We start from the raw sequence: 11,685 nt of genomic DNA, 5'->3' as shown, positions 1-11,685 counted from the left end.
GGAGTGGACGACATGACACTGGCACCGACCGCGAAGGGCACCGTCGAGTTCGGTGACCACCGGACCTGGTACCGGGTGACGGGCGAGCTGCACGACGGCAGGCCGCCGCTGGTGGTGCTGCACGGGGGGCCCGGCAGCACCCACGACTACCTGCTCAACCTGGCCGGGTTGAGCCGGTCCGGCTGGCCGGTGGTGCACTACGACCAGCTCGGCAACGGCGGCTCCACCCACCTGCGGGGCCGGGGCGCCGACTTCTGGACCGTCGAGTTGTTCCTCGCCGAACTCGACAACCTGCTGCGCCGCCTCGGCATCGCCGAGGAGTACGTGCTGTTCGGGCAGTCCTGGGGCGGGGTGCTGGCGGCGGCCCACGCGGCCGACCGGCCGGCCGGGCTGCGCGGCCTGGTGATCGCCAACGCGCCCGCGTCGTACCCGTTGTGGCTGCCGGAGCTGGACGTGCTGCGGGCCGCGCTGCCGCCCGGCGTGGATGCGACGCTGCGCCGGCACGAGGCGGCCGGCACCACCGGCAGCCCGGCGTACACGGCCGCGATGATGGTCTTCTACCAGCGGCACGTGTGCCGGCGTAAGCCGTTGCCGCCGGAGCTGATGGCCACCTTCATGGAGATCAACGGCGATCCGACCGTCTACCACGCGATGAACGGGCCGAGCGAGTTCCACGTCACCGGCACGCTGCGCGACTTCTCGCTGCTCGACCGGCTCCCGCAGATCGACACCCCGACCCTGGTGATCAGCGGCGAGTACGACGAGGTCACCCCGGCCGCCGTCCGCCCCTTCCACGATCTCGTCCCCGGGGCCCGCTGGGAGATCATCGAGGGGGCCAGCCACCTGCCCCACCTGGAGACCCCGGAGCGGTTCACCGAGATCCTCACCCAGTTCCTCGACAAGCTCTGAGACCCCGACCGCCCGGACGGCCCGCTCAGGCGGGGCGGGCCGCCGGGGCGGGGTGGCGGGCGTCGTAGGCCGCCCGGTGGGCGTGCACGTCGTCCAGGTGCGTTTCGGCCCAGCTCTTGAGGGCACGCATCGTCTCGTGCAGGGAGAACCCGAGGTCGGTCAGCTCGTAGGTGACCGTGACCGGCACGGTCGCCGTCGCCGTACGGGTCACCAGGCCGTCGCGTTCCAGGGTGCGCAGCGTCTGGGTGAGCATCTTCTGGCTGACCCCGGCGAGCAGGCGGGACAGCTCCGAGTAGCGCATCGGCCGGGGGGTGCCGGCGCAGTCCGCGCCGAAGGGGTGCGAGCCGTCGGTACGCAGCGCGGCCAGCACCAGCGCGACCCACTTGTCGGAGATCCGGGCGAGCAGTTCGCGACTGGGACACTGCGCCACGAACGCGTCGTACGCCACCGCCGTCTCCGCGCGGCGCTCGGCCGCCGTCCTCGTGGTCATCGCCGTTCCCCCCCTAGGTCGGTGCGCTACGCACTTCCAGGTGCCTACTTCCCAACAGAAACCTACCTCACCGATAGTGGTCCGGTACCAGCCCGTTCACCGAGAAAGGCCGAGGTAACCCGCATGCTCACCCGTACTCTGCCCGGCGGCACCTGGACGCTGGGCGACCTCACCGTCACCCGGTTCGGCTACGGTGCCATGCAACTCGCCGGACCCGGGGTGATGGGACCGCCCGCCGACCCGGACGCCGCGCTGGCCGTCCTGCGGGAGGTCGTCGCCCTCGGCATCACGCACATCGACACCAGCGACGCCTACGGGCCGCACGTTACCAACCGGCTGATCCGCGAGGCCCTGCACCCGTACCCCGAGGAACTGCACCTGGTGACCAAGGTCGGCGCGACCCGGGACCCGCAGGGCGGCTGGCCCACGGCGCGGGAGCCGGAGCAACTACGCCGGGCCGTCGAGGAGAACCTGGAGAACCTCGGCGTCGAGGCGCTGGACCTGGTCAACCTCCGGCTCGGTGACGCCACCGGGCCCCGGGCCGGCTCCCTCGCCGAGCCGCTCGAGGCGCTCGTCGCACTCCAGCGCAAGGGACTGATCCGGCACCTGGGATTGAGCAACGTGACGCCGGAGCAGGTCACCGAGGCGCAGTCGATCGCCCCGATCGTGTGCGTGCAGAACCTCTACAACCTGGCGCACCGCCACGACGACGCGCTGATCGACCGGCTCGCCGGGCAGGGGGTGGCCTACGTGCCGTACTTCCCGCTGGGCGGGTTCAGCCCGTTGCAGTCCGCCGCGCTGTCGGCCGTGGCCGCCCGCCGGGACGCCACCCCGATGGCCGTCGCCCTGGCCTGGCTGTTGCAGCGCTCACCCAACATCCTGCTCATCCCCGGCACCTCGTCGGTGGCGCACCTGCGGGAGAACGTCGCCGGAGCGGGGTTGACGCTCACCGCCGACGACCTTGCCGCGCTGGACGCGATCGGACGCTGACCGGGGGAATGCGCAGAGGTGCCCGTGACCGGACGTCCGGTCACGGGCACCTCTGCGAAACGGTGCCGCTCACACGGCAGCGGGCACGCCACGCATGTCGGTCAGCACGCTCCACAACGTCTGCGGGGTGGCGAACGTCTCCATCGACATCGCCTCGTCGACGAAGCGCACGTCGTACTCGCTCTCCAGGGTGGCCAGCAGTTCGACCATGGCGAGGGAGTCCAGGCCGGAGTCGCGCAGGCTGGTGCCGGCCAGCAGCGTCTCCTCGGGGTCGAGGAAGGGCAGGTGCTGGCGCAGGATGGCCTCGAACCGTTGATCCCACATGTCCGCGATTCCTTCCGGTGCAGGGTGAGAAGACGCTAACAACGCCCCACGGGCACTGACGACCCGACAAATTCCCCGGCCGCCGCCCGGCCCGGGTAAGGGGTCGTTAGGGGGGTCGATGCGGGTGGGGGCCGGCGGGGCCGCCGATACGCTCCGGCCATGAGTCGAGAGAACTTCGCGCGCACGCACGCCTCCGTGGAGACGCTGCACGAGTTCCTGTTGGCGGGCGCCCGGCTGACGCCCGACAAGCCGGCCGTCATCCAGGTCGTCGGCGGCGAGGTCGGCTCCATCTCGTACCGTCAGCTCGCCCAGCGGGTCGACGGCTACGCCGCCGCCCTCGACGAACTCGGCCTCGACATCGGCGACCGGGTGATCCTGGAGTCGGACACCTCCCCGACCGCCATCGCGGTCTTCCTGGCCTGCTCGTCGCTGGGCCTGACCTTCATCCCGGTCAGCCCGGAGACCCCGGCCCAGCGGCTCGCGCTGATCGCCGAGAGCACCGCCGCCGCGCTGCACCTGCAACCCGTCGACGGCCGCCGCGAGGGTGTGCCCGCGCCGCTGGGCACCGCCCGGTTCGGCCCGGACGGCATCCAGGTCGAGCGGGCGCCCGCGCCGCGCACCCGGCACCGCCGGGAACTGGTACCCACCGACCCGGCCTACATGATCTTCACGTCGGGCACCACCGGCCGGCCCAAGGGCGTGGTGATGAGCCACCGGGGCGTGCTCGCCTTCTTCCGGGGGATGCTGCGGCACGGCATCGTCTCCGCCGAGGACCGGGTCGCCACCACCTCGCCGTTGCAGTTCGACTTCTCGCTGCTCGACATCGGCCTGGCGCTGGGCAGCGGCGCGGCCGTGGTGCCGGTGCCCCGGTCGCTGCTGCGCTGGCCGCGCCGCTTCGTGCAGTTCCTCGCCGACAGCGGCGCCACCCAGGTCAACGGCGTGCCGTCGATCTGGCGGGGGGTGCTGCGGCACGAGTTCGCCGGACTGGCCGCGCTCGGCGGGCAGATCCGCGGGGTGCTCTACTCCGGCGAGAACTTCCCCCTGCCCGAGATGCGCGAGCTGCAACGCGCCCTGCCGCACGCCCGGGTGGTCAACTGCTTCGGCAGCAGCGAGTCCATCGCCGCGTCCTTCACCGACGTGCCCAACCCGCTGCCCGACGACGTCGACCGGATCTCCATCGGCCACGCCCACCCGGGCGCGGAGATGCTGCTGATCGACGAGGACGGCCGGCCGGTCGACTCCCCGGGCGTCGTCGGACAGATCCACCTGCGCAGCGCCGCCCTGTTCAACGGCTACTGGAACGACCCGGAGGCCACCGCCGCCGCGCTGGTCCCCGACCCGCTCAACCCGGCCACCGGGCAGCTCGTCTTCCGCACCGGCGACCTGGCCTACCGGGGCGAGGGCGGGGAGCTGTACTTCACCGGCCGGGCCGACCTGCTGGTCAAGGTACGTGGCAACCGGGTCGAGCTGGGCGAGGTGGAGCGCCGGGTCCGAGAGTTCCCGGGCATCGCCGGGGCCGCCGCGCTGATGCTGCCCCAGGAGGGCAGGGACCCGGTGCTGGCCGCGTTCGTGGTGCTCGACGAGGGCGTCACCGGCGTGGAGGAGATGGAGCTGGGCGCGTTCTGCCTGGAGGCGCTGCCCGACTACATGGTGCCCCAGCAGGTCCGGGTGATCGACGAGCTGCCGGTCAACGCCAACGGCAAGATCGACCGGCGGGCCCTCGCCGAGCGCGCCGGACAGCCCGCGCAGCGCTGACCCGGCCCCTGACGGCCCCTGGCCGGTCCCTTCAGGAGGGGGACCGGCCAGGGGTTTTCTCCTGCCGGCACCCGGGGGTGGACGGCACGATCCCCGGCCCGGAGCGCTCCGGGCCGGGGATCGACAGGGTCAGTTCCCGGCGGCCTCGCGGGCCAGCCGGGCGCGGTCGACCTTGCGGTTGGAGTTCAACGGGAACTCCGGCACGTGCCGGTACGACCGCGGCAGCATCCCCTTGGGCAGGATCTGCCGCAACTGCCGGGACAGTTCCGCCGGGGCCGTCGGCGCACCGGTGTAGAAGACCACCAGTTCGGTGCCGCCCGCGCCGGAGCGGGCCACGGTCACCGCGTCCTCGATGCCGGGGCAGCCCCGCAGGGCGTGCTCGATCTCGGCCAGCTCCACCCGCCAGCCGTGCACCTGCACCTGCGAGTCGAGCCGACCCAGATAGATCAGCTCCTTGTTGTCCAGCCGCCGGACCCGGTCCCCGGTGCGGTACCAGCGCCGACCGTCGCGCAGCAGGAACCGGCCCTCGTCGTCGGCCGGGTCGAGATAGCCGGGGGTCAGCTGCGGGCCGGTGATGCAGAGTTCCCCCTCCACCTCGCTGGCCGCGCCGTCGGCGTCGAGCAGCACCCCGTCGTGCCCGTCGTGCAGCGTCCCGATCGGGACCAGACCGTTGACGCACAACCCCGGCGAGGTCTGCGGCGACCAGCGGTGCCCGGTGATCGTCACGGTCAGCTCGGTCGGGCCGTAGATGTTCTCCAGCGTCGATGCGGGGGCCGAAGCCTGCCAGTCCACCGCGTCGGCCGCGTGCAGCGCCTCCCCGGCGAAGAAACTCCACCGCAGCGACGGCATCGCCGCCGCAGCCAGCCGGCCGGTCCGCCGGACCAGGGTGATCGCACTCGGGGTGGAGAACCACACGGTCAGGCCCCGCTCGGCCACGAACCCCGGCACGTCCCGGTACGCCGCCGGCGGCACCGGGTGCACGCTCGCCCCCGCACCCCAGGCGCAGAACAGGTCGAACATCGCGCAGTCGAAGTTCAGGTCGAACGACTGGGAGAACCGGTCGTCCGGGCCGAAGTCGTACCGGTCGTCCAACACCGAGAAGTAGTGCCGCAGGTTCCCGTGGGTGATCGGCACCCCCTTGGGCCGCCCCGTCGACCCGGAGGTGAACAGCACGTACGCCAGGTCGTCCGGGCCGGCGGGGCGGGGCGCGGCCAGCGGCGTCGCCCCGACCACCGGCAGCCGCAGCCCGGTGCCGCTGCCGCGCGGGTCCACCACCGGCGCGAACACCGGCACCCCGGCCACCGCGTCGCCCAGCTCCGCCCGGACCGCCAGCCCGGCCTCGTCGAGCAGCAGGGTGGAGACCCCGCACGCGGTGAGCATCCCCGCCGTCCGGGCCGCCGGAAACTCCGGGTGCAGCGGTACGGCGGTCGCGCCGACGTACAGGGTGGCCAGCAGTCCCGCGTACGACTCCAGGGTCTTGCCGGCCAGGATGCCGACCACCCGGGGCGGGCCGTCCGGCCCGGCGGCCAACGCCCCCGCCCAGCGCAGCGCGGTGGCGTGCAGCTCCTCGTAGCTGACCGGCCCGGACGGCAGGTGCAGGGCGGTGGCCCGGGGTGCCGCAGCCAGCCCCTGGAGGAACCGGCCGTGCAGGGCGTAGTCGGTGTGCTGGGTCATCTCGTCCTCCGTGCTCTACCGGCGCTCAGGCGGCCACGGCGCGACGGATCGGCCGCATCGCCCGTCGCGGGTCCACGATGGTGGTCCGGAAGTTGCGGACGGTGGCGCCGACCCGGCCCCACAACCGGTCCGGCCCGCAGACGTGCACCGTCTGCACCCCGGACCGCTGGAACGTGGCGACCACCTCCGGCCAGCGCACCGGGGTGACGATCCCGTCGAGCAGCATCGCCCGGACACCGTCGGCGGTGGTGCGTACCGTGCCGTCCTGGTCGGCGACGACCGGGATCTGCGGGTCGGTGAAGCGCAGCGACCCGAACAGCTCCGCCTCCACGCGGTCGCGCAGCGGCCCGAACGCGGCGGCGTGCAGCGGCGGGTCCATCACGTACAGCGGCAGCCCGCCGCCGGCCCGCAGCCGCTGCGCCAGCCAGTCGGTACGCCCCTCGTGCAGGGTCACCATCCAGAAGTCGGTGTCCACGTAGCAGGAGATCTCGTACCACTCGCCGGCCTCGTCCAGCTCGGCCAGGATCTCCCGCAGCCGCTCGGCCGGGGTCCGGACGAACGACATCGTCACCACGCCCCGCTGCTCGGCGGTGAAGTACTCCGTCTCGATCCGGGACAGCCGTGCCGTCATCCGTACCGCCTCGGCGAAGTCCAGCGCGCCGCTGAACACGGCGGCGGCCTTGCCACCGAAGCTGGGCCCGGCGATCAGGTCCGGCCGCAGGTCCATGGTCCGTTCCGCCCACCGGGCCAGCGCCACGCAGTTGACCAGGAAGGCCACCTGGGCGTACTCGGAGTAGTCGCTGTCGCTGTCGCGGTAGCGGGCGAACAGGTCGTAGTCGAGGGCGTCGCTGGCGGTGGCGAGCAGCTCACGGGCGTCCCGGTCGATGAGCATGAACTTCGCGACGTCGGCGAAGTCGCACGGACCCATCCCGGGAAAGACGATCGCGCTGGTCATCTGGGGCGTCCTTGTCGTCGGGGCAGACCGGCACCGGCGCGGTCGGCGGGGGAGTCGGGGCGGGTCACCGGGGGAGCTTGGCCAGGGCCTGCTCGATGCGGACCAACGCATCGGCGACGTGCGGCACCGTCAGCGGGTCGGCGGCGGTCTGGGTCTGCCGCTGCTGATCCCGGGTTTCGCCGTAGAGCATGCTGGTGGCGGCGCGGAAGCACAGCGCCTCGGGCCGGTCGCCGAAGTGGTGGCCGGAGAGCACCGCCACGCCCAGCTCCTCCAGCAGGTAGCGCTGCAACGCCGCGCCGTCGGTGATGCCCTGCTCGGCCAGCGGCCCGCGCAGCGGCTCGAAGTCCGGGTAGACGTAGAACGCGCCGGTCGGCGGCCGGCAGGTGGCGCCCGCGTCCACCATGATCCGGTGCACCGCGCCGGCCACCGCGCCGTGCAGCGCGGCGTCCTCGGTGAGCCGCTCGCGGATCTCCGGCGGCTCGGAGAAGGCGTACCGGGCGACCGACTGCATCGGCCCGGCCAGGGTGGACCAGATCTCGCTGGCCACCGAGGCGACGTCGGCGCGGATGCGCTCACCCCAGCCGCCGGCCGGGAACCGGGCCGCGCCGATCCGCCAGCCGCCGAGCGCCAGGTTCTTGCTGAGCCCGGTGAGCACCACGGTCCGCCGGGGTGCGACCTCGGCGGGGGAGAGCAGGTCGGTGCCCGGGGTGTGCAGGATGTCCCGGTAGATCTCGTCCGAGACGATCAGCAGGTCCTCCTCCTCGGCGATCGCGCACAGCTCGCGGACCAGGTCGTCCGGGGCGTGCGTGCCGGTCGGGTTGTCCGGCGAGGTGAGCACCAGGATGCGCGGGTCGTGGCCGAGCACCCGGGCGGCGCGGACCGTCTCCCGCAGCGCCGCCGGGTCGGGCACCCCGCCGCACGACTCGGGGACCGGCACCCCCAGCGCGGTCCGGCCGGCGAGCCGGGCCTGCGGGGCGTAGGTGACCCAGCTCGGCGCGGCGAGCAGGGTGTCCCCGCCGACCACCAGTTGCAGGGCCATCAGCAGGGGCTTGCTGCCCGGTGCGATGACCACCTGGTCGGCCTCGGTGGGCAGCCGGCGGCGGGAGAAGTACCCGGCCACCGCGTCCCGGGTGGCGGGGTCGCCGACCACCGGCCCGTAGGCGTTGCGGTCGCCGCCCTCGGTCAGCGCCCGCAGCAGCGGCGGGAACACCGGCAGGCGGGACTCGCCGAAGCCCAGGTGCACGATGGACTCGCCCGCGGCGATGCGCTGCGCGACCATCTGGTCGAGCGCGAGGTTGGGCGAGATCTTCCGGCCGGCCATCGCCAGCTCCCTTCGGGTCGGTGGGTGTTCAGGCGGTGACGGCCGCGCCGGGGCGGGCCGCGCTGGGGCTGACCGCGGCGAGGATGTCCGCCGGGGCGCTCGGGTCGAGTTCCAGGTCGCTGAGCCAGGCCGCGTCGGCCGACCAGCGGGCCCGGAACGGCCGGCCGACCAGCCGCCGGTCACGGGCCTGGATCAGCCGGAGCTGGAAGAAGTCGCCGTCCGGGGTCCGCTCGACACCGTCGACCAGGACCTTGCCGGGGGTGGCCGACATGACCGGTCCGCGCACCGTCCGGGCCAGGCCGGGCAGATCCTGGTACGCGGTGCGGAAGATGTCCGCGGCCCGGGTCAGCGGCACCTGGAAGTAGTCCCGGGGGCCGGTGTCCCGCTCGACGAACATGTAGTAGGGCACCGCGCCGACGGCCAGCTCCGCCCGCCACATCTCGCTCCAGGCGCGGGCGTCGTCGTTGACGTAGCGGATCAGCGGCGCCTGGCAGTAGACCACCGCCCCGGTCGACCGGATCCGGGCGATGGCCCGGGTGGCGACCTCGGTGGCCAGCTCCCGGGGGTGGCTGAAGTGCGCCATCACCGCGACGCTGCGCCCCGACGCGACCACCTGCTCGAACAGCCGCAGCAGGTCGTCGGCGTCGGTGTCGGAGACGAACCGGTAGGGCCAGTAGGCGACCGCCTTGGTGCCGAACCGGACGGTGCGCACCGTGTCCACCGTCAGCAGCGGCTCCACGTGGCTGCGCAGCCGCTCCGTCGACATGATCATCGGGTCGCCGCCGGTGACCAGCACGTCGGTCACCGCCGGGTGCCGGTGCAGGTAGGCCACCAACTGCTCCGGGCCGGGCGCGGCGAACCGCAGGTCGGCGTCGCCGACGAACTGCGCCCACCGGAAGCAGTAGGTGCAGTACGCGTGGCAGGTCTGCCCCTGCTGCGGGAAGTACAGCACCGTCTCCCGGTACTTGTGCTGCATGCCCGGCAGTTCCTGACCGTCCAGGCTGGGCACGTTGTGCTGCTGCTGCCCGGACGGGTGCGGGTTGAGCCCCGCCCTGATCCGGGCCACCTCACCGCGCAGCCCCTTGCGGTCACCGGCGCGCAGCAGGTCGCCGACGATCCGCTCGTCGTCGGCGGCGAGCATCCCGCGCTGCGGGAAGACCAGCCGGAAGATCGGGTCGTCCGGGATGCGGTCCCAGTCGATCAGGTGCGACAGGACGTACTCGTTGACCCGGAAGGGCAGCACCTGGGAAATGGTGCGGATCGCGTGCAGATTGTCGGCCGACAATCCGTACCGGCCGCCCAGCTCATCGATGTGGTGCGGCCCGAAGGAGTGGAACCGCCCCGGATCGGCGGTCGTGGAAACGAGCAGGGACATCAACCATCCTCCATGGGGGGTTGCGCCCACCGACGTGGCGTGACTCAATCACCGGTGCGCGCCCGCGAGAATCGCTCGACGGTCAACAGCGCGTTGCCTCGCCCACACGCTAGTGGCGGCCCGTCCGCCCGGACCCCTAGCGGAACCCCAGAGCCGCCCCTTAGCGCAGGCGGTAGGGGGAGGCTAGGGGCGTCGCGGGGGTGTAGGTGGATTTCCTTTCCTGATTACGTATCCCTCGCCTGGTCCGGCCGGCGCCCGGCGTGTCGCCCGGATACGCCGTACCGCACCGAGCGGTCGTGCAGACATCGACACCAGCGCCGGATCACGTGCGCCCGGTGCGACCCGAGGGAGTGCTCCGTGACGATCGATCAGGAGATCCGTAAATATCCGTTCAGCGAGGCGCCCGGGATCGACATCGACCCCGTCTACGGGCTGCTGCGCAGCACCGAGCCGCTGGCCCGGGTGCAACTGCCGTACGGCGAGGTGTCCTGGCTGGCCACCCGGTACGAGGACGTCAAGACCGTGCTGACCGACCCGCGGTTCAGCCGGGCCGCGGCGCAGGGCAAGGACCAGCCCCGCACCCGCGAGGAGATGACCTACGAGGGCATCATCGGGCTCGACCCGCCGGACCACACCCGGCTGCGCAAGCTCGCCGGCAAGGCGCTGACCGCCCGCCGGGTCAACGAGATGCGCGAGGGCGCCCAGCGGATCGCCAACGAGTACGTCGACGAGATGATCGCCAAGGGCTCCCCGGGTGACCTGGTCGAGCTGTTCGCCCTGCCGTACCCGATCACCGTCATCTGCGAGCTGCTCGGGGTGCCGTTCGAGGACCGGGCCCAGTTCCGGATCTGGACCGAGGGGCTGACCAGCACCAGCGAGCAGCTGATGGTCTACGCCGAGCAGCTCTTCGGCTACATGGGCAAGCTGGTCGCCCAGCGCCGCGAGCAGCCCACCGACGACCTGCTCGGCGCGCTGGTCAAGGCCCGCGACGAGGGTGACCGGCTGACCGAGCAGGAACTGCTGTCCATCGCCGGGGTCGGGCTGCTGCTCACCGGCGTCGAGACGGTCTCCACGCACATCCCCAACTTCGTCTACGCGCTGCTCACCCACCCGGAGCTGATGGCGCAGCTGCGCGCCGACCGGAGCCTGGTGCCGGCGGCCGTGGAGGAACTGCTGCGGATGATCCCGCTGAACCCGGCCGCCATGTTCCCCCGGTACGCGGTGGAGGACGTGGAGCTGAGCGGGATCACCGTGCGCGCCGGTGAGCCGGTGCTGGTCTCGCTGCCCGGGGCCAACCGGGACCCGGAGATCTTCGACAACCCGGAGACCTTCGACTTCACCCGCGAGCAGAACCCGCACGTCGCGTTCGGCCACGGCCCGCACCACTGCCTCGGCGCGCAGCTGGCCCGGATGGAGCTGCAGGTCGCCCTGCACACCATCCTGGACCGGTTCCCCGAGCTGAGCCTGGCCGACGGCGACGCGGGCGTGTCGTGGAAGTCCGGCCTGCTGGTCCGGGGCCCGAACAAGCTGCTGGTGGCCTGGTGACCGCTGTGGACACCCGGTGGACGGTGACCGTCGACCGGGACGCCTGCATCGGTACCGGGGTCTGCGCCGGAGCGGCGCCCCGCCAGATCGAGATCCGGGCCGGCAAGGCGTCCGCCCTGGCCCCGGAGACGGCACCCGACGAGGCGGTCATCGACGCCGCCGACATGTGCCCGATGTCCGCGATCACGGTCCGCGACGCCGCCTCCGGCGCGCTGCTCGCGCCCGAGGAGTAACACCGCCCCGACCGGTGAACCCACCGGTCGCCGCGAGGCCGCCGCGACCGGTCCCCCCTACCGGTCGCGGCGGCCTTGCCGTGATCGGGCGCCGAAAGCCGACACACCGAGCCG

The 11,685-nt window shown here is 72.8% G+C and carries 11 protein-coding genes; 5 read left to right on the top strand and 6 right to left on the bottom strand.

Features of this window, described 5'->3' with window-relative positions; all coding sequences use genetic code 11:
* The first annotated feature begins 3 nt into the window (after positions 1–3).
* Entirely contained in the window at positions 4–909 is a 906-nt protein-coding gene (locus tag ACN260_RS20085) for a proline iminopeptidase-family hydrolase (RefSeq protein WP_422756769.1), read from the top strand.
* A 25-nt stretch (positions 910–934) separates the two neighbouring features.
* Here the strand turns inward: ACN260_RS20085 and ACN260_RS20080 are convergent, their stop codons facing one another.
* A complete protein-coding gene (locus ACN260_RS20080) occupies positions 935–1,399 on the bottom strand; it encodes a winged helix-turn-helix transcriptional regulator (protein WP_281899278.1) in 465 nt (154 codons plus the stop codon).
* 123 nt (positions 1,400–1,522) lie between these two features.
* On the opposite strand from ACN260_RS20080, the gene ACN260_RS20075 reads away from it, so the two are divergent.
* Positions 1,523–2,389, top strand: a complete 867-nt coding sequence (locus tag ACN260_RS20075) for an aldo/keto reductase family oxidoreductase (protein ID WP_422752550.1) — start codon at positions 1,523–1,525, stop codon at positions 2,387–2,389.
* A 69-nt stretch (positions 2,390–2,458) separates the two neighbouring features.
* Here ACN260_RS20075 and ACN260_RS20070 read toward each other — a convergent pair whose 3' ends face one another.
* Positions 2,459–2,713: a phosphopantetheine-binding protein gene (locus tag ACN260_RS20070; protein ID WP_422752549.1), complete on the bottom strand. Its 255-nt coding sequence runs from the start codon at positions 2,711–2,713 to the stop codon at positions 2,459–2,461.
* 159 nt (positions 2,714–2,872) lie between these two features.
* On the opposite strand from ACN260_RS20070, the gene ACN260_RS20065 reads away from it, so the two are divergent.
* Entirely contained in the window at positions 2,873–4,468 is a 1,596-nt protein-coding gene (locus ACN260_RS20065) for a D-alanine--poly(phosphoribitol) ligase (protein ID WP_422752548.1), read from the top strand.
* A gap of 129 nt (positions 4,469–4,597) precedes the next feature.
* Here ACN260_RS20065 and ACN260_RS20060 read toward each other — a convergent pair whose 3' ends face one another.
* From ACN260_RS20060 to ACN260_RS20045, 4 genes are all read right to left on the bottom strand, one after another.
* Positions 4,598–6,142 (bottom strand): AMP-binding protein, encoded by a 1,545-nt coding sequence (locus ACN260_RS20060; RefSeq protein ID WP_422752547.1) that lies wholly within the window; start codon positions 6,140–6,142, stop codon positions 4,598–4,600.
* Positions 6,143–6,167: 25 nt separating this feature from the next.
* A complete protein-coding gene (locus ACN260_RS20055) occupies positions 6,168–7,097 on the bottom strand; it encodes an ACP S-malonyltransferase (RefSeq protein WP_422752546.1) in 930 nt (309 codons plus the stop codon).
* 64 nt (positions 7,098–7,161) lie between these two features.
* Entirely contained in the window at positions 7,162–8,418 is a 1,257-nt protein-coding gene (locus ACN260_RS20050; protein WP_422752545.1) for a pyridoxal phosphate-dependent aminotransferase, read from the bottom strand.
* A gap of 28 nt (positions 8,419–8,446) precedes the next feature.
* Positions 8,447–9,793 (bottom strand): KamA family radical SAM protein, encoded by a 1,347-nt coding sequence (locus ACN260_RS20045; protein ID WP_422752544.1) that lies wholly within the window; start codon positions 9,791–9,793, stop codon positions 8,447–8,449.
* 357 nt (positions 9,794–10,150) lie between these two features.
* On the opposite strand from ACN260_RS20045, the gene ACN260_RS20040 reads away from it, so the two are divergent.
* Positions 10,151–11,338, top strand: a complete 1,188-nt coding sequence (locus ACN260_RS20040) for a cytochrome P450 (protein ID WP_204928163.1) — start codon at positions 10,151–10,153, stop codon at positions 11,336–11,338.
* Positions 11,335–11,571, top strand: coding sequence for a ferredoxin (locus tag ACN260_RS20035; protein WP_088642118.1), 237 nt, complete (start codon positions 11,335–11,337; stop codon positions 11,569–11,571). Before ACN260_RS20040 ends, ACN260_RS20035 begins: the two co-directional genes overlap by 4 nt.
* Positions 11,572–11,685: the final 114 nt, after the last annotated feature.

Origin of the sequence: Micromonospora sp. WMMD708, assembly GCF_049315245.1 — a bacterium.
Taxonomy (GTDB): domain Bacteria; phylum Actinomycetota; class Actinomycetes; order Mycobacteriales; family Micromonosporaceae; genus Micromonospora; species Micromonospora wenchangensis.
Note: the sequence above shows the minus strand (reverse complement) of the source record. Positions and strands in the feature narration are given on the sequence as shown.